This window comes from Pseudomonas sp. E1MeOHC2 (assembly GCF_058745025.1).
This window is the reverse complement of record NZ_CP196675.1, coordinates 4522962-4548011: the sequence shown is the minus strand read 5'-3', so window position 1 is coordinate 4548011 and position 25050 is coordinate 4522962. Positions and strand designations below refer to the sequence as shown.

The window sequence follows — 25050 nt, the reverse complement described above, 5'->3', positions numbered from 1 at the left end:
CTAAACCAAGGAGTGTCTGGTTATGAGATTTCCGTCTCTTCTGGCCCTGAGCGTTGCTGGCGCCCTGCTGCTACCGATTGCGGCCAACGCGGGGTCATTCCCGGCGGGCGCCAAACAAACGTACATGAGCCAGTGTATCGAGGCCGCCACCGGCCAGGGTCTGGACGCCAAGTCGGCGCAGCAGCACTGCACCTGCGGCGCAACGGCCATCGAAAAGAACTTCAGCGATGAGCAGATCAAGGACCTGGACAGCAAGGACGGCGTCGATGCCGCGCTGATGCAGAAGGCACAAAAGGTCGTGCAGCAAGCGTGCATGAAAGGCTGAAACCATAAAGCCGGGATTCGCCACCCATTGTTTGCGCTGGATCAACATCCTGCGAAGGTAAAAGGCGCTAGATGCGCAGAATTAGACTATGATGTGGCCGGTGCGTCGTAGCCTCGGCAACATCGCACCACTGAAAAATTAAATGTTCTGGAGATTCACCCATGTCCAATCGCCAACAAGGCACCGTCAAATGGTTCAATGATGAAAAAGGCTACGGTTTCATCACCCCACAAAGCGGCGGCGACGACCTGTTCGTACACTTCAAGGCCATCGAATCTGACGGCTTCAAGAGCCTGAAAGAAGGCCAGACTGTTTCCTTCGTGGCCGAAAAAGGCCAGAAAGGCATGCAGGCTGCACAGGTTCGTCCGGAGTAATTCGGACAGCTGTAAAAAAACCCGCCCTTGTGGCGGGTTTTTTTATGGGCTTTACGCAGGCTTAGCCGCAGTTGACGCGGGTAACCACACCCTGCTCGTCCACATTCAGGTTGAGGCGCTCGGAGCGGTACTCAAGGGTCACCACATCGTGCGGCTTGAGGATACGTGCCATCTGCGAGCCACTGGCCTTGCGCGCCTGCTCCAGCAGGTCTGCACTGCCCGGCTTGCCGATGGCGAAATCAGCGCCGCTGGCTTCACAGCGACCGTCGTTGCCTGCCGACGCGCCAGGTGCACTGCCGGCGGAATTGCCGCCTGTACTGCAACCAGCCAGGACAGCAGCCACCGCCAGGGTCGCCAGGTAAGCACGGGTACGGAACATGAATCCTCCTAAAATCGATCTGGGCACTGTCTGATCCGACAGCTACACGCATAGTTTGTTGCAAAACCGCACAAGTCTGCCTGAACGGGGCCTAGGAGGCGAAAGGCAATCGTGACTGGATTTTGCACAAGAGACTTGGTTTGCCGCGCAAAGCTTTTTATCCTTAAGCCGCAGAGTCATTGACGCAAAGGCATGACTTACTGCAAAAAGTGGGCGCGCCGTGCGCCCATCGAACACTAGGATCCGGTGTTCGCCCCTCCGCCCCAGCCCCCAGTGAGACCGTTCATGAGCAGCCACAGCATCGACGCCGATATCAAGGTCAAATGGGCCGAGGGCCAGAGCGCCTACAGCCCCAGCACACCGGAAGAGTTGCTACTGATTGCGATCGACCTGCTGGTGCGCGATCGCGGCAGTGAAGCGGCGCGCAGCTTCATCGACCAGGTGTTCGAACGCTTCGCACCGCACACGGCTATTGCAATCGAGCCAGGCGCGCGCTGAGCAAGTCGAAGAAACCCTGGGCGTCCCCCTCCCCCACCCACATCACATTGGCGGGCTGCTTGAGCACGCCGTACCAGTCGGCGATGGTCTGACCGAAGGTCGGGCCTTCGCGGCTGTCGACGCCCATGTGAATACGCCGGCCAGTGAACAGCTCGGGCTTGAGCAGATAGGCGATGACGCTGGCGTCATGTACCGGGCCACCTGGCATGCCATACAGGTCCATGTCGTGGGTGATGTAGGCATTGAGAATGTCCACGACACGCTGGCTGGCCTGGTTGTTCACCGCCGCGATCTGCTTCAGGCGTGCCTCGCTGGTGAGTAGTTTGTGGGTGACATCCAGCGGCAGGTAGGTCAGCGGCACGCCACTGGCCAACACCACCTCGGCGGCATGCGGGTCGGCGTACAGGTTAAATTCTGCTGCGGGCGTGATGTTGCCGCCATTGAAGTGGGCACCGCCCATGACCACCACCTCCTTGATACCTTTGGCGATTTCTGGGCGCTGAATTAACGCCAGGGCCAAGTTGGTCTGCGGGCCGAGCATGGCGATGGTGATGCTGTTGGGCTTGGCGGCACCGAGGGTATCGACCAGGTACTGCACGGCATTGCCTTGGGCCAGCGGCTTTTTCGGCTCATGCACCGGGACGCCGGTCAGGCCTTCTTCGCCATGGACGTCGGCAGCATAGATGGGCGCGCGCACCAATGGCCGCCCTGCACCGGCGTACACCGGGATGTCTTCGCGGCCAGCCCATTCGCGGGCCAGGCGGGCGTTGCGCGACGTTTTATCGAGGCGCACGTTGCCTGCCACAGTGGTGATGGCGCGGATGTTCAGCTCCTCGGGCGAGGCCATGGCCAGGAACAGCGCGACCACGTCGTCGGCACCGGGGTCGGTGTCGATGATCAGGTCATGCGGGGCGGCCTGGAGGGTGGTGGTGGCAGCTGCAGCCATGAGGGTGAGTCCTTGTAGCAGGGGTTTGAGCATGGGGCACTCCTGTTGCCTGGGCTTAGATACCGCTGTAGCACCGCACATCCTGTGGGAGCGGGTTGCATCAGGCCCGCGAATGCGATCAGAACGTAACGCCTGAGATCAACGCAATGTTGCTGTACGGCTGGCACTCCCCCGTGCGCACCACGGCACGCGCACTGCGCGACAGCACTTTGAAATTGTCATGACTCAGCCATTCCCGCTTGCCCAGCTTACCGCGCAAACGTTCGATCTCGACCAGCCCGGGCGGCACCACTTTTTGCATTTCCTCGGCCAGCACATGCCGCTCCACCTGCATCTCGCTCAGCACCACCCGCAGCACGCTGGCAAAATCCGGTATGCCCGGGGTCAACGCCAGGTCGATCAACTCGACGCCAGGCGGCACCGGCAGCCCGGCATCGCCGATCACCAGGATGTCGCCATGCCCCAACCCGGCGATGGTTCGTGACAAGGCGATATTGAGCAGCGCGGTCTTCTTCATGGCTGCAGCTCCGAGAGGTAGGGAATTGACGGTTGCGCCCCAGCGCGGGTGACCGACAATGCTGCAGCGCGCTGGCCGAAGGCGATCGCCTCACCCTCTTCCAGGCCCCGCACCAGGGCCGCTGCAAAACCACCAATGAACGTGTCGCCTGCGGCCGTGGTGTCCAGCGGCTGCACCTTGGGCGCAGGGAAGTGCTGATGGCCCTGCGGGGTCACCCGCAAGGCGCCTTGAGCGCCGAGGGTGATGATCACCTTGCCGGCCCCCAGTTGCAGCAGCCGCTCACCGGCGCGAAGCGCACTGCCCTGGTCGCTGACGGCGATACCGGTCAGTGCTTCGGCCTCGCTTTCATTGGGGGTCAGGTAATCGATATGGGCGAACCAGGCAGCTGGCAACGGGCCTGTGGCGGGCGCCGGGTTGAGGATCACGCACTTGCCCAGTTCGCGCCCTCTGGCCAAGGCCCAGGCCACCGTCTCGGCCGGCACTTCCAGCTGGCAGATGATGACGTCGGCCGCCTGCAGCAACTTGTCGAAGCGCTGCACCGACTGCGGCGTCAGCAGGCCATTGCCGCCAGGGATGATGACAATGCAGTTCTGGCTGGCGGCATCGACGGTGATCAGCGCCACACCGCTACAAACCCCTTGGCACACGCTCACCGCCTGGCAATCGACGCCTTCGCGCTCCAGCGCCTTGCGCAGTTGCTGGCCGTAGGCGTCATCCCCGATGTTGCCGATCATCGCCACACTGCCGCCCAGCCGTGCCACCGCCACCGCCTGGTTGGCGCCCTTGCCACCGGGCACGGTGAAAAACGCCTCACCCGGCAGGGTTTCGCCGGCCCGTGGCAAGCGCTGGGCGCGGGCAACGAGGTCCATGTTTAGGCTACCGACCACCACTACCTTGGCATGCATGGGAATTCCTTAGCGGTAATCATTGAACAGGTCCGGGCGTGGCCCAGTGGACTCGCGCTGGACGATGCGCGGGGCAACGATGCGTTGTTCCGCCGAACCTTGCCGGGGCGTGGCGATGCGCGAGAGCAGCAGTGCTGCGGCGTTTTCGCCCAGCTCGCGGATCGACTGGCCCACGGTGGTCAACGGCGGGTACACGTAGCGGCTGAGCTCGATGTCGTCGAAGCCGATCACCGACAGCTCGCCCGGCACGTTGATGTTGCGCTCGGCGGCGGCACGCAGCACGCCAAAGCCGATCATGTCGTTACCGGCGAAGATCGCCGTAGGCCGGGCGCCATCGAGCAACTGCGCCGCCGCACCATGGCCGCCTGGGCTGGTGAAGTCGCAATGCAGCACGCGGGTTGGTTGCACTGTTGCGTCTGCCTCACGCATGGCCCGACGGAAACCGGCCAGGCGCAGTTGGCTGACGCCAGTCGCGGCGGGGCCGCCGATGTAGGCGATGTCGCGATGGCCAAGCTCCAGCAGGTGCCGGGTGGCGAGGTAGGCGCCATGTTCGTGGTCGATGCGCACCAGATCGGCGTCAACCCCCTCCAGCTCGCGGTCGACAATAACCATGGGCGTGCGCACGCAGGCCAGGCTTTGCAGCAGGTCGCTGTCTTCGCCCACGGACGCCACCACCAGGCCGTCGATGCGCTTTTCCAGCAGCACACGCAGGTAGCTGCGCTGCTTCTGCGGGTTGTCATCAGAGTTGCACAGGATCACGCAATAGCCGTTGCGCTCGCAGGCGTCCTCGATGCCGCGCGCCAGTTCGGCGAAATACGGGTTGACGCTATTGGGCACCAACAAACCGATGGTGGCGGTGCTGCGCGCCTTGAGCGAGCGCGCCACCGCGCTGGGTACATAGTCGAGCTCGACAATGGCGGCCTCGACTTTGAGCCGCACCTGCTCACTGACAGGGCGGGTCTTGTTTAGTACATGGGACACGGTGGTGTAGGAAATACCCGCCAGTGCCGCGACGTCTTTGATGGTGGCCATGTTTTCAGTTCCGCCGGCCTGCACGCCGGCTACGGTAAGTGTCGAGCACCACGGCGATGACAATCACCGCCCCGGTGATGATGCGTTTCGTGGGTTCAGATGCGCCGATCTGCGCCAGCCCCGCGGCCAGCACCGAAATGATCAGCACGCCAAAGAAGGTGCTGATCACCGAGCCGCGCCCGCCCATCAGGCTGGTACCGCCAATCACCACGGCGGCGATCACCTGCAGCTCCAGGCCGGACCCAGCATTGGGGTCCGCAGCCTCCAGGCGCGAAATCTGGAACAGCGCAGCCAGCCCGGCAAGCAAGCCCATCAGGGCGAACACCAGCACTTTGTAGGGGCGCGGGTCGATGCCCGCCAGGCGCACGGCCTCTTCGTTGGTGCCGATGCCGATCAGGTAGCGGCCGAACACCGTGCGGGTCAGCACCAGTTGCGCCAACACGATCACCAGCAAGGCGATGATGAACGCCGGCGAGATGCCGAACGCGACCGGGTTGGAGAACCAGGCGTAGGCATCGCCGATGTACGCGGTGCGCGAGTCGGTGAACTGGTAGGCCAGGCCACGGGCCATCTCCAGCACACCGAGCGAGACAATGAATGACGGGATACGCCAGGCCACGGTGACGCCCCCGGTGATGCTGCCAGCCAGGGCCGCAACGGCCATGCCGAGCAACGCCGAAGGCAACACGCCCCAGCCCCAGCCGAGGATGGCCACACTGACCGTCGAGGCCGCCAGCGCCAGCACCGAGCCAACCGACAGGTCGATGCCGCCGATGATCAGCACGAAGGTCATGCCGACTGCCAACACCATCAGGTCGGGGATCTGGTTGGCCAACGTGCTGAAGGTGGCATAGGACCAGAAGTGGCTACTGAGGAACGAGAACAGCACAATCATTGCCAGCAAGGCGCCGGCCAGGCCCAGGTACGTGCCCAGGCCGAAATACGTGCCACTGCGGCGCACGGGGGCGGCGCCTTGGCTGTCGAGGGGAGTGGTTTTCATGCATCCGTCCTGGGCGCTGCGTCATGCAGCAGTGCGTCACGTTTCTGATAGCCGGCGAAGGCGGCAGCAAGCAGCTGGTCCTGGCTCCAGTGGTCGCGATCGAAAGTGTCGATCAGGCGGCCGGCAGAGAGCACGGCAATGCGGTCGCAAATCAGCATCAACTCGCGCAGGTCGCTGGACACCACCACCAGGGCCTTGCCCTGGCGCGCCAGTTCGGCCAGCAAACCGTAGATGTCGAACTTGGCGCCGACGTCGATGCCACGGGTTGGCTCATCGAACAGCAGCACCTGGCAATCACGCTCCAGCCAGCGGCCGATCACCACCTTCTGCTGGTTGCCGCCCGACAGTTCACCCACGGCCTGGTGCGGGCCGGCGCTGCGGATGCGCATGGCCTGGATCTGGCGTTCGGCCAGGGCTTTTTCAGCCTCGCCGTCGAGCACGCCGGCACGCGATACCGCCCCGAGGTTGCCCAAGGCGATGTTGGCGCTGATCGACTGGGTCAACAGCAGGCCTTCGCCTTTACGGTCTTCGGTGATCAGGGCGATACCGGCTTTAACGGCGGCTTTGGGTGAATCGATCGTCACCGCCTGTGGCGGTTGGCCCAGCGCGATGCTGCCACTGTCGGCGCGGTCGGCACCGTAAATCAGGCGCAGCAGCTCGGTGCGGCCGGCGCCAATCAGCCCGGAAATACCGAAGATCTCCCCTGCCCTGACCTGGAACGACACCTCACGCACCTTGTCGCCACGGCTAAGCCGGTCGACCTTCAGCAACGGCGCGCCGATCTCGCGCCGGCCCAGGTCGATGTGCTCGCCCAGCTCGCGGCCGACCATCAGGTTGACCAGCTCGGTGCTGCGGTAACGCCGGATCGGCTCGTCGCACACCAGCTTGCCATCGCGCAGCACGACGATGCGCTGGGCCACGCGCTGCAGCTCTTCGAGGCGATGGGAGATGTACACGATGGCCACGCCGCGCTGACGCAGGCGCTCGATCTGGGTGAACAGCAGCTCTACCTCACGGGCGGTAAGCATCGCCGTGGGTTCGTCGAAGATCAGCACATGGCAATCGCCGATCAGGTTGCGGGCGATCTCGACCATCTGCTGATGGCCGATGCCCAACTCGCCGACCGGGGTGTCCGGGTCGATGGCGTCCAAACCGACCTGGGCCATGGCGGCGGTGGCCAGTTGGCGCAGGCGTTTGTGGTTGATCCAGCCAAAGCGGCTGGGCAGGTTGTCGAGGAACAGGTTTTCGGCCACGGTCAGGGTCGGTAGCAGGTTGAGCTCCTGCATGACCATGCGCACCCCGAGGCGCTCGGCCTCGCTACGGCTGCCGGGCGCGTAGGCCTGGCCGCGGTAGGTCATGTGCCCGGTGGTGGGCACCTCCAGGCCACTGATGAGCTTGGACAACGTGCTCTTGCCGGCGCCGTTTTCACCCGTCAGGGCCAGCACCTCACCGGCGCGCAGGCTCAGGCCGACATCACCGAGCACCGGCTGGGCGTAGGTCTTGCCTAGCCCACTGGCGGCGAGCACCACTTCATTGGCCGTTGCAGGCATGGCCCTCTCTCCTGGGGCTATCAGGGCTGGGTGATGAGCTGGACCGGGGTCTGGATGACGTTGTCGGCATCCACATCGGGCTTCTCGCCGTTGATCATCTTCAGCGCCGCCTGGATACCGTACACCGCCTGCTGGCTGGCGGCCTGATCGAGGGTGGCGAGCACGCGGCCATCCTTGAGCATCGGTTTGATGGCATTGATGTTGTCGTAACCGACCACTTGCACCTGGCCGGCCTTGCCCGCTGCACGCACAGCCGAAACGGCGCCCAGGGCCATGCTGTCGTTACCGGCCAGCAGGGCTTTGAGCTCGGGGTATTCGTTGAGCATGGAAGCGGCGACAGCGTTGCCTTTGTCGATTTCCCAATTGCCGGACTGCACCGAAACGATCTTCATCTGCGCGGCCTCCATGGCGTCCTTGAAGCCGGCGGTGCGCTGCTGGGCGTTGGTGGTGGTCGGCACGCCTTCAATGATGCCGACCTGGTCACCGGCCTTGAGTTTTTCATTGGCCAGGTAGTCGCCCACCAGGCGTGCGCCTTTGCGGTTGTCGGGGCCTACGAAGGGTACGCTGATGCCTTTGCTCTTGAGCAGCGCTGGATCCAGGCGGTTGTCGATGTTGATCACCACCACGCCTTGGTCCATGGCTTTTTTAACGGCTGAAACCAGGGCCTTGGAGTCCGCCGGCGCAATCACCAGGGCCTTGGCCCCGGCGTTGACCATCTGCTCGACAATGCGAATCTGCTCGCCGGTGTCGGTTTCGTTCTTGATGCCGTTGGCGATCAGGTCGAAATCATTGGCGTGGCTTTTTTGGTAATCCTTAGCGCCATCTTCCATGGTGCGGAAGAATTCGTTGGCCAGGGACTTCATCACCAGGGCGACTTTGGGCTTTTCTTCAGCGTGCGCAGCACTGAGCGGCAGGGCCAGGGAAAGTGACGAGACGACAGCGAGGGCCAGCAGACGACCGGGGAACGGCAGTTTCATGGACGATGACTCCGAATCTTGTGTTTTTTATCGGATCGCAAACGTTTGCGTTGACTCACTATGGAAACAGGACCTGGTTTTGTCAAATCCGTTTGGCTGTTAAGGGCGAGTCACGCCTGGCGCAGATTATCCGGAATTTTTCCGAAAAACCGAACAGGTTTTCCTATGCTTGTTCGGGATTCCGAATGAATAGGGCCGCTGCGCGCCCCATCGCGGGCAAGCCCGCTCCCACAGATGCAGGGTTGCGCAGGCAAATACTGGCTCTAGCCAGGGATGGTACGAAACATGCGTTGTTTCTTGTGCGATACAGCAATCGCCTCAATAAGAAGAGAGAACAATAACTATGAATGCTGCACTTAAATCCTTCGCTCCCAGCGCACTCGCGCTGCTGCTGATCCTGCCGACCGCTGCTTCCGCCAAAGAAGCCGAAACCCAACAGAAGCTGGCCAACGTGGTCATCCTCGCTACCGGCGGTACCATTGCCGGCGCGGGCGCCAGCGCGGCCAACAGCGCCACTTACCAAGCGGCCAAACTGGGCGTCGACAAGCTCATCGCCGGTGTGCCCGAGCTGGCCGACCTGGCCAACGTGCGCGGTGAACAGGTGATGCAGATCGCCTCCGAGAGCATCACCAACGAAGACCTGCTGAAGCTGGGCAAGCGCGTCGCCGAACTGGCCGACAGCAACGACGTCGATGGCATCGTCATCACCCACGGCACCGACACCCTGGAAGAGACCGCCTTCTTCCTCAACCTGGTGGAAAAAACCGACAAGCCAATCGTGGTGGTCGGCTCGATGCGCCCGGGCACCGCGATGTCCGCCGATGGCATGCTCAACCTGTACAACGCCGTGGCCGTGGCCAGCGACAAGCAGTCGCGTGGCAAAGGCGTCCTGGTGACCATGAACGATGAGATCCAGTCTGGCCGTGATGTCAGCAAGTCGGTCAACATCAAGACCGAAGCGTTCAAGAGCGCCTGGGGCCCGATGGGCATGGTGGTGGAAGGCAAATCCTACTGGTTCCGCCTGCCTGCCAAGCGCCATACGGTCAATTCGGAATTCGACATCAAGCAAATCAGCAGCCTGCCTGCCGTGGACATCGCTTACGGCTACGGCAACGTGACCGACACCGCCTACAAGGCGCTGGCGCAAAACGGCGCCAAGGCAATCATCCATGCCGGTACCGGCAACGGTTCGGTGTCGTCGCGGGTGGTGCCGGCGCTGCAGGAGCTGCGCAAGAACGGCGTGCAGATCATCCGTTCGTCCCACGTCAACCAGGGCGGTTTCGTGCTGCGTAATGCCGAGCAACCTGACGACAAGAACGACTGGGTCGTGGCCCATGACCTGAACCCGCAGAAAGCCCGCATCCTGGCCATGGTCGCCATGACCAAGACCCAGGACAGCAAAGAGCTGCAGCGGATCTTCTGGGAATACTGAGTAACGCCAAGGCCGGTGCAGCCGCTGCACCGGCCCTCCCCTTCAGCCAGGCCTACGGCGCGATGCGCTTGAGCTCATTCAACAAGCCCATCAGTTGCTCCAGCTTGGCTTCGCCGAACTGGGCCTGGATCTTGCGGTAGTTGGCCTCCATCCCCTCGCGCATCGACTCGAAACAGGCCTCGCCGCGCTCGGTGAGGGTGACGAAAACGCGCCGCGCGTCCTGCGCGGCCTTCTGCCGGTGCACCAGGCCGTCGCGTTCCAGACGGCTCAACACCCCGGTCATGCTCGGCTTGAGGATGCAGGCCAGGTGCGCGAGCTGGTAGCTTTCCAACTCACCCTGCTGGCTAAGAATACGGATGACGCGCCACTGTTGCTCGGTCAGGTCATGTTCGTTCAGCAACGGCCGGAAAAATGCCATCGCGGCCTCTCTGGCCTGCAGCAGGCTCAGCGTCAGCGAGGGTTGCGTCTTGGTCATGGTGGCGCCTGTGTCAGGGATACAGCGGGCAAGATTAGGGGCATAGGCGAAAAGGGACAAGTCGCCTGGAAAGTGCAAGCTCTTCCATGGAAAACGCATTCAAGGCCAATGGGCAAGCTGCGACCATCCGGATCAAACAACAACGACGCGATCCGGGCGACCCCACGTGGCCACATCATTGCAACTGCGCTTGCCGCTGCCGGTATTCGCCCGGCGTGAGCTTGGCGTAACGGTTGAAGAACCGACTGAAATAGGCCGGGTCCTTGAAGCCAAGCTGGTAGCAGATTTCATTGGCCGTACTGCCGGAAAACAACAGCAGACGCTTGGCTTCCTGCATCAACCGTTCAAGCACCAGGCGCTTGGAAGGCAAATCGGCGATGCGCCGACAAACATCGTTGAGCCGCGCCTCAGTCACGCCGATCTGCAGCGCGTAGCGCGCCAGGGGCCAGTGCTCAAGATAGTGCGCCTCGATCAGTGCGTTGAAGCGATGGAATATCTTCAGGTCTTCATGCCTTGCGGGCGTGGATTCCAGCGAGTTGGGGCACAGCCGCAGCAAGCTGATCATGATCAGCCGAGTCAACGACTGCAGCGCCGCATCCCGCCCCGGATGGGGGGTGGCAAATTCATCGCTGAGCGCGTCCAGCCAGCGTTCGAGGCGGCGCGCCTCGGCCTTGTACTCGGCCGGCACATTGGCCAGGGCAACGCAGGCAGGCCGCACCTGCACTCCCGCCGGCAGCAGGCTGGCGTCCGCTTCGATCAGCTGCCAAACCAGTTGCTGGCGCACCGTCAGCACATGCCCGTCACTGTCAGCTTCGGTGACGAAGGCATGTGCCACCGTCGGCGGCGTCAGGAAAAACATCGGCCCGGACTCGATGTACTGCTGATCATCGAGGTACACCCGCACCGTGCCGGATTTGACGTAATGCACCTGAAAAAACCGGTCGTGCCGGTGCACGGGCATGTTGCGCCCGAAAAACCCGGCAAGGTTGCCCAGGCGGTCGTAATGCACCTCGCTGTCACTGTAGCGCTGGTCGTAGACCTGGCCGATGTTGATGTTCGGAATGGGATGCCGATCGCTCATGGCTGCTTACCCGCAAATCGCTTGACCGTGTTGACGTTCACCCATGGTGCCCCGGCTGTCCGGCAGATACCACTGGCTGAAGCCTTGACCTTCGTTAACATATTAACTATAACATTAACACGTTAACAATCTCGGCAGGACGACCACCGCCCTGCACCGCCTGGAGAAAAGCATGAGCCATGCCCTGCATGACGTTGCGACCGGCACCCTGTTCGGCGTTGCGCTGAACTACCAGGGTCTGCTGCAGCAGCACGAAGCGGCGTTTCACGAAGCGCCCTACAAGCAACCGCCCGTCAAGCCGGTGCTGTTCGTCAAGACGCCCAACACCCGCAACCACCATGAGGGCAACGTAGTGTTCCCGGCCGGTGTCGAGCGCCTGCAACCGGGCCCAGCCCTGGGTGTGGTGATCGGCAAGGACGCCAGCCGGGTCAGGGCCGAAGACGCGCTGGACTACGTGGCGGGCTACACCATCGTCAACGAAGTCAGCCTGCCCGAGGCCAGCTACTACCGCCCTGCGGTCAAGGCCAAGTGCCGCGATGGCTTCTGCCCGGTCGGCCCCGAACTGGTACCGGCCGCCAAGGTGGCAAACCCGGACGCCCTGGGCCTGCGCCTGTGGGTCAACGGTGAACTGCGCCAGCAAAACACCACCGCCAACTGCGTGCGCACGGTTGCCCAGCTGATCGCCGAAATCAGCGAATTCATGACCCTGCATGCAGGCGACATTCTGATCACCGGCACCCCCGAGGGGCGCGTCGATGTCCAGCCTGGGGATCGCGTCGAGGTCGAGATCGACGGCCTGGGCAAACTGACCAACCACATCGTCGCCGAATGAGGATTGCACCCGTGAAACACGCCCGTATCCAGTTCGACGGCCAGGTCCACAACGTCACCGTCGAAGACGATCACCTGCGCCTGGCCGACGGCCGCCTGGTGCATGAAGACCAGGTGACCTGGCTGCCACCGGCCACCGGCAGCATGTTCGCCCTGGGCCTGAACTATGCCGACCACGCCGCAGAGCTTGCCTTCTCGCCGCCCACCGAGCCGCTGGCGTTCATCAAGTCGCCGGGCACCTACACCGGCCACAAGCAAGTCACCTGGCGCCCGGACAACGTTGCCTACATGCATTACGAGTGCGAGCTGGTAGCGGTGATCGGCAAGCAGGCGCGCAACGTCAAGCGCGAGGATGCCCTTAAGTACCTGGCCGGCTACACCGTGTGCAACGACTACGCCATCCGCGACTACCTGGAAAACTACTACCGCCCCAACCTGCGGGTGAAAAACCGCGACGCCACCACCCCGGTCGGCCCGTGGATCGTCGATGCGGCCGACGTGCCAGACCCGTCCAACCTGAAGCTGCGCACCTGGATCAACGGTGAGCTGAAACAGGAAGGCAGCACCTCGGACATGATCTTCGACATCCCCTACCTGATCGAATACTTCTCCAGCTTCATGACCCTACAACCGGGCGACATGATCGCCACCGGCACCCCAGAAGGCCTGGCCGACGTGGTGCCGGGCGATGAAGTGGTGGTGGAAGTCGAAGGCGTCGGCCGCCTGGTCAACCGCATCGTCAGCGAAGCTGACTTCTTCAAGAACAACAAGGCATGAGCAGCATGATCAAGCACTGGATCAACGGCCGTGAGGTCGAGAGCAAAGACACCTTCGTCAACTACAACCCGGCCACCGGCGATGCCATTTGCGAAGTCGCCAGCGGCGGTGCCGAGGAAGTCGCCCAGGCCGTTGCGGCGGCCAAGGAAGCCTTCCCCAAATGGGCCAACACCCCAGCCAAGGAGCGTGCCCGCCTGATGCGCAAGCTGGGCGAGTTGATCGACCAGAACGTGCCGAAACTGGCCGAGCTGGAAACCCTCGACACCGGGCTGCCGATCCACCAGACCAAGAACGTGCTGATCCCACGTGCCTCGCACAACTTCGACTTCTTCGCCGAAGTGTGCACACGCATGGACGGCCACACCTACCCGGTCGATGACCAGATGCTCAACTACACCCTGTACCAGCCGGTCGGTGTATGCGGCCTGGTCTCGCCGTGGAACGTGCCGTTCATGACCGCCACCTGGAAGACCGCACCGTGCCTGGCGCTGGGCAATACTGCGGTGCTGAAGATGAGCGAACTGTCGCCGTTGACCGCCAATGAACTGGGGCGCCTTGCCGTTGAAGCCGGCATCCCCAATGGCGTGCTCAACGTGATCCAGGGCTATGGCGCCACCGCCGGCGATGCGCTGGTACGTCACCCCGATGTGCGCGCGATTTCGTTCACCGGCGGCACCGCCACCGGCAAGAAAATCATGCAGACCGCAGGCCTTAAAAAGTACTCGATGGAACTGGGCGGCAAGTCGCCAGTCGTGATCTTCGAGGATGCCGACCTTGAGCGCGCCCTGGACGCGGCCTTGTTCACCATCTTCTCGCTCAACGGCGAACGCTGCACCGCCGGCAGCCGCATCTTCATCCAGGAAAGCGTGTACCCGCAGTTCGTGGCCGAGTTCGCCGCACGTGCCAAACGCCTGATCGTCGGTGACCCGACCGACCCGAAAACGCAAGTCGGCTCGATGATCACCCAGCAGCACTACGACAAGGTCACCGGCTACATCCGCATCGGCATCGAAGAAGGTGCGCGCCTGGTCGCAGGCGGCCTGGAGCGCCCAGCCAACCTGCCTGCGCACCTGGCCAAAGGGCAGTTCATCCAGCCCACTGTGTTCGCCGACGTCAACAACAGCATGCGCATCGCCCAGGAAGAAATCTTCGGCCCCGTGGCGTGCCTGATCCCGTTCAAGGACGAGGCCCAAGCGCTGCAACTGGCCAACGACACCGAATACGGCCTGGCCTCGTACATCTGGACCCAGGACATCGGCAAGGCCCACCGCCTGGCACGCGGCATCGAAGCCGGCATGGTCTTCATCAACAGCCAGAACGTGCGTGACCTGCGCCAGCCCTTCGGCGGCGTCAAAGGCTCCGGCACCGGGCGCGAAGGCGGGCAATACAGCTTCGAAGTGTTCGCCGAGATCAAGAACGTGTGCATTTCCATGGGCAGCCACCACATACCGCGCTGGGGTGTATAAAGCCGTCTCGATCGAGCGGGTAACCCTGTGGGAGCGGGCTTGCCCGCGAAGCAGGCACCACGGTGAATGGCACGGGCTTCGCCCGTGTTCGCGGGGCAAGCCCGCTCCCACAGGGGTTGCGCAGGCTTCGAAGTCTTGAGCAAGTCGTTTGCTCCTACACCATAACAACATCCTCTTACCGGAGATTTCCATGGGCAAACTCGCTCTCGCTGCCAAGATTACCCATGTACCGTCCATGTACCTGTCCGAGCTGCCTGGCCCGCGCCAGGGCTTTCGGCAAGCTGCCATCGACGGGCACTACGAGATCAGCCGACGCTGCCGTGAGCTCGGCGTCGACACCATTGTCGTGTTCGACACTCACTGGTTGGTCAACGCCAACTACCACGTGCTCTGCGGCCCGCATTTCAAGGGCGTCTACACCAGCAACGAACTGCCGCACTTCATCAGCAACATGGAATACGAGTTCCCGGGCAACACCGCGCTCGGGCAGTTGCTGGCAGCAGAGTGCAACCGCTTCAACGTCGAGACCATGGCCCACCACGCCACCACCCTGGGCCCGGAATACGGCACCCTGGTACCGATGCGCTACATGAACCAGGACCAGCACTTCAAAGTGGTCTCGGTCTCGGCGCTGTGCACCTCCCACTACCTGGCCGACAGCGCCCGCCTCGGCTGGGCCATGCGCAAGGCGGTGGAAGATCACTACGACGGCACCGTGGCGTTCCTGGCCAGCGGCTCGCTGTCACACCGCTTCGCCCAGAACGGCCAGGCGCCGGAATTCGCCACCAAAGTGTGGAGCCCGTTCCTGGAAACCCTGGACCACCGCGTGGTGCAGATGTGGGAGAACGGGGAATGGGAGGCGTTCTGCGGCATGCTCCCGGAATACGCCGCCAAGGGCCACGGCGAGGGATTCATGCATGACACCGCGATGCTGCTCGGTGCCCTGGGCTGGTCGAAGTATGACGGCAAGGCCGACGTGGTAACGCCGTATTTCGGCTCGTCGGGCACCGGCCAGATCAACGCGATCTTCCCGGTCACCCCGCAGGATGGCGCTGCCATTCCCGCTGCGCAGGCCGCCAACCCGGCAGCCGTGGTGTCCACCAGCCGCCTGTGATCCCGCTGCCTGGCCGCTCTGCCGGGCGGCCAGGCGCTTCAGCTACGAGGATGCCCTTCATGCCACACCTGGTTCTGCTCTACACCCCAGACCTTGAAACCGACGCCGACATCCCAGGCCTGTGCCGCGCCCTGGCCGACACCATGCTCGAACAGCGCGATGCCGCCGGCAAAGCGGTGTTCCCCACCGGCGGTACCCGCGTGCTGGCCTACCCCGCCGCGCACTGCGCGGTGGCCGATGGCAACGGCGACTACGGTTTTTTGTACGCCAACCTGCGCATGGGCAGTGGCCGCCCCGCTGACGTTCACAAGGCAGTCGGCGACAGCCTGTTGCACGTGCTCAAACAGCAGCTGGACGCGCTGCTCCAGCAACGCCCGATCGGCATCACCCTGCAGATCGACGAGAGCAACGCGCAGGTCTACGACGCCAAGCACAGCACCCTGCACCCGCTGTTCAACAAGCCGGCCTGAGGCCGGCACCTTTCACCGCCTCATCCCACAATAAGTACAAGAATATGAGCACACTAGAGCATGCCTCGCGCACCACGGCGCAAGCCACACTCCTCGACAGTACACACCGGGCCGTCACCTGGCGGCTGATGCCGTTGCTGCTGGTGTGCTACCTGTTCGCCCACCTGGACCGCATCAACATCGGCTTCGCCAAGATGCAGATGAGCCAGGACCTGCACCTGTCCGATACGGTCTACGGGCTGGGCGCCGGGCTGTTCTTTATTGCCTACGCGCTGTTCGGCGTGCCGAGCAACCTGATGCTCGACCGCTTCGGCCCACGCCGCTGGATCGCCAGCCTGATGGTGGTGTGGGGTGCACTGTCGACCAGCATGCTGCTGATCGAGAGCAGCAGCGCGTTCTACCTGCTGCGCTTCGCACTGGGCGCGGCCGAGGCCGGGTTCTTCCCAGGCATTCTGGTGTACCTCAATCGCTGGTACCCGGCAGGCCGCCGGGCGCAGATCACTGCATTGTTCGCCATTGCCGTGCCGCTGGCAGGCGTGGTTGGCGGGCCGCTGTCGGGCGGCATTCTGGCCTTCATGCATGACGCCGCGGGCCTGCGTGGCTGGCAATGGATGTTCCTGATCGAAGGCGCACCGGTCATCGTGCTCGGCCTGGTCGTGCTGGCCGTCCTGCCGGAACGCTTCGAGCAGGTTGCCTGGCTCGATGCGCAACAAAAAGCCGCCCTGCGCGCCCAGTTCGGCCAGGAAGAACAACGCAAATCGGTCACGTCGTTCGCCGGTATCGTTGCAAGCCCTGCGGTGTGGCTGCTGGTGGCGGTGTACTGCGCGGTGATGCTGGCGGTGAACACCTTGGCGTTCTGGATGCCCAGCCTGATCCATACCGCCGGCATCGGCAGCGACGCCAGTGTCGGCCTGCTCAGCGCGGTGCCGTACTTGGCCGGCTGCGTGTTCATGCTCGCCTGCGGACGCTCGTCCGATCGCCATCGCGAACGCCGTTGGCACCTCTGCGTGCCGCTGTTGATGGCGGCGGCCGGGATCGCGATCGCCGCCCTTGCGCCCCACCAGGCGCTGCCCGTGCTGGCCGGCCTGGTGCTGGCAGGTATGGGCGCAAGCGCTGCCTTGCCGATGTTCTGGCAACTGCCACCGGCCTTTCTCAATGGCCGTACCCAGGCAGCCGGCATCGCCCTGATCAGCTCGCTGGGCAGCATCGCCTCGTTCGCCACGCCCTACTTCATCGGCTGGGTTCGCGACACCACCCAAAGCGCCAGCCTTGCGCTGTATGTGCTCGCCGCGCTCATCACCCTCGGCGGCTTGCTGGTGCTGCGCACTCGCGCCGCCATCGTCAACCCTTGAACCCTGAGACTCTGACCATGCTTGATAACGCTTTCATCCAACAGGCTGCCGAGCGGCTCGACCAGGCCGAGCGCACTCGCGAACAGGTGCGCCAGTTTTCGCTCGACCAACCGGCTATCACCATCGAAGATGCCTACGCCATCCAGCGCGCCTGGGTCGCCAAGAAGATTGCAGCCGGGCGCAAGCTGGTCGGCCACAAGATCGGCCTGACCTCCCGCGCCATGCAGGTGTCTTCGAACATCACCGAGCCAGACTACGGCGCGCTGCTGGACGACATGCTGTTCGATGAAGGCAGCGACATTCCCTTCGAGCGGTTTATCGTGCCGCGCGTCGAAGTGGAGTTGGCCTTTATTCTCGGCAAGCCGCTCAAAGGCCCCAATGTCACGGTGTTCGATGTGCTGGACGCCACCGAATGGGTCATCCCTGCGCTGGAAATCATCGACGCACGCATTCAGCAGGTCGACCCGCAGACTCAGGCCACGCGCAAGGTGTTCGACACCATTTCCGACAACGCCGCCAACGCGGGCGTGGTCATGGGCGGGCGCGCCGTGCGCCCCACCGAGATCGACCTGCGCAAGGTACCGGCCGTGCTCTACCGCAACGGCGTGATCGAAGAGTCCGGGGTCAGCGCCGCGGTGCTCAACCACCCGGCCAAGGGTGTCGCCTGGCTGGCCAACAAGCTGGCCGCGCATGACGTCACACTGCAGCCGGGCCAGATCATCCTTGGCGGCTCCTTCACGCGCCCGGTGGCCGCACGGCCTGGCGACACCTTCCACGTCGACTACGACCTGCTCGGCTCGATTGCCTGCCGTTTCGTTTGAGGACTTGCCCATGGACATGCCCGTCAACCACTTCAAACAACGCCTGCGCAGTGGCGAGCCGCAGATCGGCCTGTGGCTCGGCCTGGCCGATGCGTACTGCGCGGAGCTGGCCGCCAATGCCGGCTTCGACTGGCTGCTGATCGATGGTGAGCACGCGCCTAACGACCTGCGCGGCATGCTCGCGCAGCTGCAGGCGGTGGCTCCCTACCCTAGCCAGGCGGTGATTCGCCCGGTGATTGGCGATACCGCGCTGATCAAGCAAGTGCTGGATATCGGCGCGCAAACCCTGCTGGTGCCCATGGTGGAAAGCGCCGAGCAGGCGCACCAGCTGGTGCAGGCCATGCACTATCCACCCAAGGGCATACGCGGCGTAGGCAGCGCACTGGCGCGCGCATCACGCTGGAACAGCATTCCCGGCTACCTCGACCAGGCCGACGCGCAGATGTGCTTGCTGGTGCAGATCGAGAACAGGCAAGGGCTGGCCAACCTGGATGAGATCGTTGCCGTCGAAGGGGTCGATGGCGTGTTCATCGGCCCGGCCGACCTGAGCGCCGCCATGGGCCATCGTGGTAACCCTGGGCACCCTGAGGTGCAGGCGGCCATCGAGGACGCCATCGTGCGTATCGGCAAGGCGGGCAAGGCTGCGGGGATTCTCAGCGCGGACGAGAAGCTGGCACGGCGCTACATTGAACTGGGCGCGGCATTTGTGGCGGTTGGGGTGGATACCACGGTGTTGATGCGTGGGCTGCAGGATCTGGCGGGGAAGTTCAAAGGTACTTCGGCGTCGGTCAGTGAGGGGGGCGGCGTTTACTGAACATCCTTGGGGCTGCTCTGCAGCCCCAGCTATCAATGGCTCACATCTGAATAATCGCCTTCAGCACCGTCTTGAAGGTATCCAACTGCTCATCACTGAACTGCCCAAACACCTGGTCCTGCTGCTCCCTGGCAATGGTCCACAGCGCCTCGGTCTCATCCACCCCCTTCACCGACAGCCGCACCCGCCCCTCGTCATCAGCAATCAGGCCCTTGCGCTTGAGGTTGGCAACGGCCTCCTCGATTTCACGCGCAGGCATCGCCACTTCACGCTGCAGGTCGTTCATCCCAAGCCCAGCATCGTTCTCCAGCACCATCAACATGCGCGCCTCGCTGGTACGCAGCCCGGTACTCAGTTGGCGTGGCTGATAGTCGCCCTGATAAGCACGCAACGCCTGGGTCATCAGGTAGTACAGGTTGTGTTGCAGGCGGCCCTGGAAGTGGCTGCTCGGCGTCTGGCCCTCTGCCCGCTGGGTCATGCGCGTGTGTGGCAGCACCATCGAATAGGCGCCCTGGTGGTACAGCAGTGGAGAACGGCCAAAGTCATCGAACGCCACCACCTTGCCGACCAGAATCCAGTGGTCGCCACCGTCGAGTTGCTGAAACTTCTCACACTGAAAGCGCGCCGAGCAATCGGCCAGGAGCGGTGCGCCCCCCGCCCCTTCCTGGTAATCGATCCCTGCAAACCGATCATCCTTGGGCCGCGCGAAATTGTTGGACAGCTCAATCTGGTCCGCCGCCAGAATGTTCACGGCGAAGTGCGACGCTTCTTCGAATACTTCATGGCTGGTGGAGCGTTTGTCGATGCTCCACAAGATCAGTGCAGGCTCCAGCGAGACCGAGTTGAAGCTGTTGGCGGTGACGCCGACCTTGCGCCCGCTGGGTCCAGCGGCGGTGACAACGGTTACGCCGGTGGCGAAGTTGCCCAGCGCGCGGCGGAAGGCTCGGCTATCGAAGGCAGTGGCGGTTTCATTGGACATGCAAGACTCCCGGGCAGGCCAAGGGCCTGCCCTGTTTGTTGTTGTGTTTGTAAGGGGGAACGGCCAGCCGGCGGCTCAGACCATCGCCGGATCAGGCTCCAGGCCCATCAGCTCGCGGCCGAGGATCTGCGCGCAAACGTCATAGTCGGTGTAGGCGTGGGCACCGGTCAGGTGCGCATCACGGAACAGGCGCTGCATCTCGTTGCTTTCAAACCAGGCGCCGCCACCGGCCGCTTCCATCAGCCGGTCCACCGCCTGTATGCACATCTTCACGGCATAGCCCTGGTTGGTCCGCCAGAACGCCAGCGTGGCGCGTGTCGGGTATTCATGGCGCTCGCTGTACTCGGCGATTTCATCCCAGCTTTTTTCTAGCAGGGCACGCGCGGCTGCCACCTGATGAGTGGACTCGGCCAAGCGCATGAGTGCAGGCGTTGCCGCCCCCACTGCCGCGCCGGTGTAGGCACGCACGCGGTTGCGGGTTTTCTCGCGGAACACTTCCAGCATGCGCTCGGCGACACCGAGGCTGACGGTGGAGAAACCACTGGCGAAATACGGGCGGTATGGGGCGAAGAAGATCTTGCTGTCCGGGTACAACCCAAAGCCTGCCGACTTGCCTTCCATCATGTCCTTGGCCTTCTGGATGCGGTGCTCAGGCACGAAGGCGTCACGCACGATCAAGGTCTTGCTGCCGCTGCCGCGCATGCCAACGGCGTACCAGTCATCACGGATTTCATAGTCACTGCGCGGCAGGACGGCAAAGCAGTAGTCCTGCGTGCCTTCGGCATTCTTGCGACGGAAGCCCATGATCGCCCACTCGGCATGGTCACAGCCGGAACTCCAGCCCATCTCGCCGCTGAACGTCACGCCGCCTTCGACTTCTTCGGTACGGCCAAAGGGCGCAATGCTGCTGCTGGCCGTCGCATCCGGGTTGGTTTGCCAGACCTCCTGCTGAAGCGTGGCCGAGAACATCGCCATCTGATGGCTGTGGGTGCACAACAGGCTCATGGCCCACGCGGTACTGGCACAGGCGCCCGCCAGCAAGGCAATGCACTGGGCAAACTGCGGCAGCGAAATCTCCATGCCGCCATAGTGCTTGGGCAAAAAGGCACGGTGCATGCCGATGCTCTTGAGCAGCGCGATATTCTCTGCCGGGACACTGCGATCCTGCTCCGCACGTACGGCATTGGCGGCAATCGTCGGCAAGATCGACTTGAGGTCTTCGAGCAGGGGATTTGGCTTTTTCATGAACGGTCTCTTTATTATTGGAGAGTCGACTGCGGCTGCACCAAGCCCTGTCGTGCGGGCGTTTCGGTGCGATGGAACAGCCGGAAAGTCTGTAAAGACACGTTCAGTATGTGAGGTAGGGCTAAACCTCGAAATGCACGTTACGGCGGGAAAATTGCACTTTCCATGGCCGCTGGCGCGTCACGGTTTGATCTTTTTCATTTCGTTGAGCAGCTGCATCAGTTGCTGCAGTTTGTCTTCGCCGAACTGGCTGAGGATCCTTTCATAGTTGCGGGCCATTTCCTCGCTCATTGCCAGAAACGCCTGCTGCCCTTTGTCCGTCAGGCTGATGAACACCCGTCGCTGGTCTTCCGGCGACTTTCGCCGTGCAACCACCCCATCACGTTCGAGCCGCTTGAGCACACCGCTCATGCTGGGTTTGAGAATGCAGGCAAGCTCGGCGAGCTGATGGCTTTCCAGCTCGCCCTGCTGGCGCAAAATACGAATGACCCGCCATTGCTGTTCGGTCAGGTCATGGGCATTCAAGGCCGGTCGAAAGAACGCCATCGTGGCTTCGCGAGCCTGCAGCAGGGTAAGGGTCAAAGAGGGTCTTGGTGTGGTCATGCGTGCCCGGGCATCATGGAAAGTGGCGAGCAGGCCAGTATGCCAGCACGGGCTCATTAATACATTAACCAATCAGCCGATGACAGGCTCGGTCAACCGCTGCCAGCGGCACTGGCAGGCTGGTTACACTCGCTGGCAGGCAAGCACAAGACACCTGACGACAGCCAGGCGCTCAATGACCCCATGTGCCAGTGCGCTTGCGAAACGGCCCTATCACAACTCCAAATCAGCAGGCTGCGCCATGATCACCCTCGAAAGCCCGACCTATTACTGCGCGACCAAAAAGTACAACCTGAACTTCCCCACGCTGGAAAGTGACATCGAGGCGGATATCGTGGTCATCGGTGGTGGGTTTTCGGGGATCAACACTGCGCTGGAACTGGCAGAAAAAGGCGTGACCAACATCGTCGTGCTCGAAGCCCGCTACCTGGGTTTCGGCGGCACCGGGCGCAATGGCGGGCAGATCATGGCCGGTATCGGCCATGATCTGGAAAAGATCAGACACAGCGTCGGCGACAAGGGCTTGAAAGAGATCTTCGAGATCAGCGAACTGGGCGCCGGCATCATCAAGGCGCGCATCGCCCGCTACAACATCGATGCCGACTTCTGCCACGGTTACGGTTACATGGGTTTCAACAGCCGCCAGGCAAAAACCCTGCGCGCCTGGGAAAAGCAGTTCAAAGCCATCAATGCGCATGACGAGATCCGCTACCTGGAGGGCTCGCAAGTGCGCCAGATCATCGGCAGCAACGCCTACAGCAGCGCCCTGCTGCACATGGGCGGTGGCCACGTGCATTCGCTCAACCTGCTGCTCGGCGAAGCCCAGGCCCTGGTCGGCCACGGTGCGCGCATTTTCGAGCACAGCCCGGCGCTGGAAGTGACCTACGGTGAGCGCATCAAGGTGCGTACCGGGCGCGGCTCGGTGCGTGCGAGCAAACTGCTGTGGGCCTGCGACAGCTTCCTCAACAAGCTGGAGCCCGAGCTGCACGCGCGCACCATCAACACCTACGCCTTCCAGATGATGACCGAGCCGCTGCCAGACCCACTGATCGAGCGGATCAGCCCGATCCGTGGCGCCTACAGCGATATCCGCCCGGTAATCGACTACTACCGGGTCACCCGCGAGAACCGCCTGCTGTTCGGCGCCGCCACCTCCTGCATCGAGCACATCCCGCTGGACCTCAAGGCGTGGAACCGCGCCCTGATGCTGAAGATTTTCCCGTACCTCAAGGACGTGCGCATTGACCTGGCCTGGGGCGGCCCGATGGCCACCAGCGCCAACCTGTTCCCACAGATCGGCACGCTGAGCAATCGCCCCAACGCGTTCTATGTGCAGGGCTATTCAGGCTTTGGCGTCACGCCCAGCCACATCATTTGCAAGATCCTCGCTGAAGGCATGCTTGAAGGGTCGGCACGCTATGAGCTGCTGCGTTCGATCAAGCATGCACAGATCCTCGGCAAGGACCATTTTCGCCCACTGCTGCTCACGGCCGGCAAGGCCGTGCACCAGCTGTCGGGCTACTTCAACGGCCGCCGTTGAACCTTTCCTCTCACCACTGGAGAACTGCCATGACCCTTACCGCTGCCAAGCAAGGCGTACAACTGTCCGAACTGGACCCCTGGGGCACCGTTGCCGATCTGGGCTCGGAGATTCTCGAAGGCGAAGTCAACGCCTTTGGCAAGATGACCCACGGCGCCCCGACCGACCCGGTCAGCAGCGCCTACTTCGGCACCACCCGCGGCAAGTTCCGCATGGTCTATCCCTTCGACGAGCAGGCGGTGATCGTGACCGGCGAAATTCAGCTGACCGATGAGTCCACGGGGCAGGTCACCCGCTTCAAGGCCGGTGATGCGTGGTTTGTCAGCAAAGGTACGCCGGTACTCTGGGAGGTGCTGAGCGAATCGTTCGTCAAGCATTACCTGGCGGTGGCCTGAGGCTTGGCTCTCATAGAACAACACTTAACTTAATCAAACAGACGCCCCCTGTGGGAGCGGGCTTGCCCGCGAACACCGGCGAAGCCGGTGCCCGTTACCGCGTCGCTTTCTTCGCCGGCAAGCCCGCGCCCACAGGATTGGTGACGTGCTACAAAATCGCCGATCAGGCCATGGCCTGTGCGCGGAAATCCTTGGGCGATTGCTCGAACTGCTTCTTGAACGACCGGCTGAAATGCGCCGAGTCGGTGAAGCCCCACTTGTAGGCGATCGAGGTGATCGAATCGCGCTTGAAGAACGGGTTGGCCAGGTCGTCCGCGCTGCGCTTAAGACGCGCACGCTGGATGTAACGGCAGACGCTGTCGCCCTCCTCCTCGAACAAGCGGTAAAGGTGGCGAACCGAAATGTTCAGCCGGCCGGCCAGGTTGGCCGGGGTCAGCCCGGGCTGTGACAGGGAGTCGTCGATCACCTGTTGCACATAGCTGCGCAGGTTGGCGCCACTGAGCGGGCCAAGTGCATGCGGCTGGTCGCCATTGCGTTCGAAACCCGGTTCGAGCAACGCAATGAAGGCAGTCTGCAGCGCATCGCCTTGCGCCCCGTCACCGCTGGCATGGTCTTCTTTGCACAGTTGATCCATCAGCACATGCAGCATGCGCCCACAGGCATTGGTCGAGGAAATCTTGCCGAACATCGCCCCGGAGCCTTGCACATGCTTGCGCACCTGCTCGCGGGAAAGGGCCAGCGAGACATGCTCGATCAGGCCGTTGGGGGTGATCTCGCAACGCCCGACAGAATCCATCAGCAATAACTCGCCCGGCGCCAGGCTGACACGCATGCCGCCCTGCGCCACCGTCGAATACCCCATGCGCTGGCTGACCAGAAAGCAATGCTGATCATCGTCCAAGGTCGGGTTTTCACCCAGCCGGCGGATGTTACCGGCATTGGTGCGCAGATTGGCCAGGGGCAGGCCCGCACGGGAAAACGTAGAAACCTCGCCGATGAACAAGGAATGGTTGGAGGCAAGCGCTGTCTCGAAACGGCCGCAGATCTGCTGCATGGCCGTGGTCCAGCGTTCCAGCCCCTGACGGTTGGGTTGTTGAGTGTGCATGGATGCCCTCGACGCAGAATTTGTTGTTATGCGGCCATTGTTAACAT

General features: G+C 62.8%; 28 protein-coding genes. 14 read left to right on the top strand and 14 right to left on the bottom strand.

Annotated features, from left to right (window positions below):
- The first annotated feature begins 22 nt into the window (after nucleotides 1–22).
- The gene (locus tag ACSSU5_RS20645) at nucleotides 23–325 is read left to right on the top strand and encodes a hypothetical protein (protein WP_492559666.1); all 303 of its coding nucleotides are present in this window, start codon (nucleotides 23–25) and stop codon (nucleotides 323–325) included.
- Nucleotides 326–486: 161 nt separating this feature from the next.
- Nucleotides 487–699, top strand: coding sequence for a cold-shock protein (locus ACSSU5_RS20640; RefSeq protein WP_264313825.1), 213 nt, complete (start codon nucleotides 487–489; stop codon nucleotides 697–699).
- Between the two features lie 61 nt (nucleotides 700–760).
- Here ACSSU5_RS20640 and ACSSU5_RS20635 read toward each other — a convergent pair whose 3' ends face one another.
- Nucleotides 761–1078 (bottom strand): I78 family peptidase inhibitor, encoded by a 318-nt coding sequence (locus ACSSU5_RS20635; RefSeq protein ID WP_264313826.1) that lies wholly within the window; start codon nucleotides 1076–1078, stop codon nucleotides 761–763.
- A 285-nt stretch (nucleotides 1079–1363) separates the two neighbouring features.
- Here ACSSU5_RS20635 and ACSSU5_RS20630 point away from each other — a divergent pair, with 285 nt between their 5' ends.
- A complete protein-coding gene (locus ACSSU5_RS20630; protein ID WP_264313827.1) occupies nucleotides 1364–1576 on the top strand; it encodes a hypothetical protein in 213 nt (70 codons plus the stop codon).
- Here the strand turns inward: ACSSU5_RS20630 and ACSSU5_RS20625 are convergent.
- The 7 genes from ACSSU5_RS20625 to ACSSU5_RS20595 all read right to left on the bottom strand — a co-directional run bounded on the left by ACSSU5_RS20625 (nucleotide 1548) and on the right by ACSSU5_RS20595 (nucleotide 8503).
- Nucleotides 1548–2555 carry a nucleoside hydrolase gene (locus ACSSU5_RS20625; protein ID WP_492559665.1) on the bottom strand — a complete coding sequence of 336 codons (1008 nt, stop codon included), beginning with the start codon at nucleotides 2553–2555 and terminating at the stop codon, nucleotides 1548–1550. The genes ACSSU5_RS20630 and ACSSU5_RS20625 overlap by 29 nt on opposite strands.
- A gap of 85 nt (nucleotides 2556–2640) precedes the next feature.
- Nucleotides 2641–3039, bottom strand: a complete 399-nt coding sequence (rbsD, locus tag ACSSU5_RS20620; protein ID WP_492559664.1) for a D-ribose pyranase — start codon at nucleotides 3037–3039, stop codon at nucleotides 2641–2643.
- Nucleotides 3036–3944, bottom strand: coding sequence for a ribokinase (rbsK, locus tag ACSSU5_RS20615; protein WP_264313830.1), 909 nt, complete (start codon nucleotides 3942–3944; stop codon nucleotides 3036–3038). The genes rbsD and rbsK overlap by 4 nt, the downstream gene beginning before the upstream one ends.
- Before the next feature lie 9 nt (nucleotides 3945–3953).
- Nucleotides 3954–4976: a LacI family DNA-binding transcriptional regulator gene (locus ACSSU5_RS20610; RefSeq protein ID WP_264313831.1), complete on the bottom strand. Its 1023-nt coding sequence runs from the start codon at nucleotides 4974–4976 to the stop codon at nucleotides 3954–3956.
- A gap of 4 nt (nucleotides 4977–4980) precedes the next feature.
- Nucleotides 4981–5976, bottom strand: coding sequence for an ABC transporter permease (locus tag ACSSU5_RS20605; protein WP_264313832.1), 996 nt, complete (start codon nucleotides 5974–5976; stop codon nucleotides 4981–4983).
- On the bottom strand, nucleotides 5973–7526 hold the full coding sequence (locus ACSSU5_RS20600) for a sugar ABC transporter ATP-binding protein (protein WP_492559663.1): 1554 nt from the start codon (nucleotides 7524–7526) through the stop codon (nucleotides 5973–5975). The genes ACSSU5_RS20605 and ACSSU5_RS20600 overlap by 4 nt, the downstream gene beginning before the upstream one ends.
- Before the next feature lie 20 nt (nucleotides 7527–7546).
- Nucleotides 7547–8503 (bottom strand): sugar ABC transporter substrate-binding protein, encoded by a 957-nt coding sequence (locus tag ACSSU5_RS20595; RefSeq protein WP_264313834.1) that lies wholly within the window; start codon nucleotides 8501–8503, stop codon nucleotides 7547–7549.
- Nucleotides 8504–8846: 343 nt separating this feature from the next.
- Here ACSSU5_RS20595 and ACSSU5_RS20590 point away from each other — a divergent pair, with 343 nt between their 5' ends.
- On the top strand, nucleotides 8847–9935 hold the full coding sequence (locus ACSSU5_RS20590; protein WP_492559662.1) for an asparaginase: 1089 nt from the start codon (nucleotides 8847–8849) through the stop codon (nucleotides 9933–9935).
- Nucleotides 9936–9987: 52 nt separating this feature from the next.
- Here ACSSU5_RS20590 and hpaR (ACSSU5_RS20585) read toward each other — a convergent pair whose 3' ends face one another.
- Together hpaR (ACSSU5_RS20585) and hpaA are read right to left on the bottom strand one after the other, a co-directional pair.
- Complete coding sequence (gene hpaR, locus ACSSU5_RS20585) at nucleotides 9988–10410, bottom strand: homoprotocatechuate degradation operon regulator HpaR (RefSeq protein WP_492559661.1); 423 nt, start codon at nucleotides 10408–10410, stop codon at nucleotides 9988–9990.
- A gap of 175 nt (nucleotides 10411–10585) precedes the next feature.
- Complete coding sequence (gene hpaA, locus ACSSU5_RS20580) at nucleotides 10586–11491, bottom strand: 4-hydroxyphenylacetate catabolism regulatory protein HpaA (RefSeq protein WP_492559660.1); 906 nt, start codon at nucleotides 11489–11491, stop codon at nucleotides 10586–10588.
- A gap of 172 nt (nucleotides 11492–11663) precedes the next feature.
- Here hpaA and ACSSU5_RS20575 point away from each other — a divergent pair, with 172 nt between their 5' ends.
- The 8 genes from ACSSU5_RS20575 to hpaI all read left to right on the top strand — a co-directional run bounded on the left by ACSSU5_RS20575 (nucleotide 11664) and on the right by hpaI (nucleotide 19136).
- Entirely contained in the window at nucleotides 11664–12323 is a 660-nt protein-coding gene (locus tag ACSSU5_RS20575) for a fumarylacetoacetate hydrolase family protein (RefSeq protein ID WP_264313838.1), read from the top strand.
- A gap of 11 nt (nucleotides 12324–12334) precedes the next feature.
- A complete protein-coding gene (locus ACSSU5_RS20570) occupies nucleotides 12335–13099 on the top strand; it encodes a fumarylacetoacetate hydrolase family protein (protein WP_264313839.1) in 765 nt (254 codons plus the stop codon).
- A 5-nt stretch (nucleotides 13100–13104) separates the two neighbouring features.
- Nucleotides 13105–14565: a 5-carboxymethyl-2-hydroxymuconate semialdehyde dehydrogenase gene (gene hpaE / locus ACSSU5_RS20565; RefSeq protein WP_264313940.1), complete on the top strand. Its 1461-nt coding sequence runs from the start codon at nucleotides 13105–13107 to the stop codon at nucleotides 14563–14565.
- A gap of 190 nt (nucleotides 14566–14755) precedes the next feature.
- Complete coding sequence (hpaD, locus tag ACSSU5_RS20560; RefSeq protein WP_264313840.1) at nucleotides 14756–15679, top strand: 3,4-dihydroxyphenylacetate 2,3-dioxygenase; 924 nt, start codon at nucleotides 14756–14758, stop codon at nucleotides 15677–15679.
- 59 nt (nucleotides 15680–15738) lie between these two features.
- Nucleotides 15739–16149 carry a 5-carboxymethyl-2-hydroxymuconate isomerase gene (locus tag ACSSU5_RS20555; RefSeq protein WP_492559659.1) on the top strand — a complete coding sequence of 137 codons (411 nt, stop codon included), beginning with the start codon at nucleotides 15739–15741 and terminating at the stop codon, nucleotides 16147–16149.
- A gap of 44 nt (nucleotides 16150–16193) precedes the next feature.
- Complete coding sequence (locus ACSSU5_RS20550; RefSeq protein WP_492559658.1) at nucleotides 16194–17501, top strand: MFS transporter; 1308 nt, start codon at nucleotides 16194–16196, stop codon at nucleotides 17499–17501.
- A 17-nt stretch (nucleotides 17502–17518) separates the two neighbouring features.
- Nucleotides 17519–18322 carry a 2-oxo-hept-4-ene-1,7-dioate hydratase gene (hpaH, locus tag ACSSU5_RS20545; RefSeq protein ID WP_492559657.1) on the top strand — a complete coding sequence of 268 codons (804 nt, stop codon included), beginning with the start codon at nucleotides 17519–17521 and terminating at the stop codon, nucleotides 18320–18322.
- Between the two features lie 10 nt (nucleotides 18323–18332).
- Nucleotides 18333–19136 (top strand): 4-hydroxy-2-oxoheptanedioate aldolase, encoded by an 804-nt coding sequence (hpaI, locus tag ACSSU5_RS20540; RefSeq protein WP_264313844.1) that lies wholly within the window; start codon nucleotides 18333–18335, stop codon nucleotides 19134–19136.
- Between the two features lie 40 nt (nucleotides 19137–19176).
- Here hpaI and ACSSU5_RS20535 read toward each other — a convergent pair whose 3' ends face one another.
- The 3 genes from ACSSU5_RS20535 to hpaR (ACSSU5_RS20525) form a co-directional block, all read right to left on the bottom strand.
- Nucleotides 19177–20115 carry a p-hydroxyphenylacetate 3-hydroxylase reductase component gene (locus ACSSU5_RS20535; protein ID WP_492559656.1) on the bottom strand — a complete coding sequence of 313 codons (939 nt, stop codon included), beginning with the start codon at nucleotides 20113–20115 and terminating at the stop codon, nucleotides 19177–19179.
- 75 nt (nucleotides 20116–20190) lie between these two features.
- A complete protein-coding gene (locus ACSSU5_RS20530) occupies nucleotides 20191–21360 on the bottom strand; it encodes a p-hydroxyphenylacetate 3-hydroxylase oxygenase component (RefSeq protein ID WP_264313846.1) in 1170 nt (389 codons plus the stop codon).
- 180 nt (nucleotides 21361–21540) lie between these two features.
- Entirely contained in the window at nucleotides 21541–21963 is a 423-nt protein-coding gene (hpaR, locus tag ACSSU5_RS20525; RefSeq protein WP_264313847.1) for a homoprotocatechuate degradation operon regulator HpaR, read from the bottom strand.
- A 241-nt stretch (nucleotides 21964–22204) separates the two neighbouring features.
- Between hpaR (ACSSU5_RS20525) and ACSSU5_RS20520 the strand changes: the two genes are divergently transcribed.
- Nucleotides 22205–23503: an NAD(P)/FAD-dependent oxidoreductase gene (locus ACSSU5_RS20520; protein ID WP_492559655.1), complete on the top strand. Its 1299-nt coding sequence runs from the start codon at nucleotides 22205–22207 to the stop codon at nucleotides 23501–23503.
- A gap of 29 nt (nucleotides 23504–23532) precedes the next feature.
- Nucleotides 23533–23898: a cupin domain-containing protein gene (locus tag ACSSU5_RS20515; protein WP_492559654.1), complete on the top strand. Its 366-nt coding sequence runs from the start codon at nucleotides 23533–23535 to the stop codon at nucleotides 23896–23898.
- A 163-nt stretch (nucleotides 23899–24061) separates the two neighbouring features.
- On the opposite strand, the gene feaR is transcribed toward ACSSU5_RS20515, so the two are convergent.
- On the bottom strand, nucleotides 24062–25003 hold the full coding sequence (feaR, locus tag ACSSU5_RS20510) for a transcriptional regulator FeaR (RefSeq protein WP_264313850.1): 942 nt from the start codon (nucleotides 25001–25003) through the stop codon (nucleotides 24062–24064).
- Nucleotides 25004–25050: the final 47 nt, after the last annotated feature.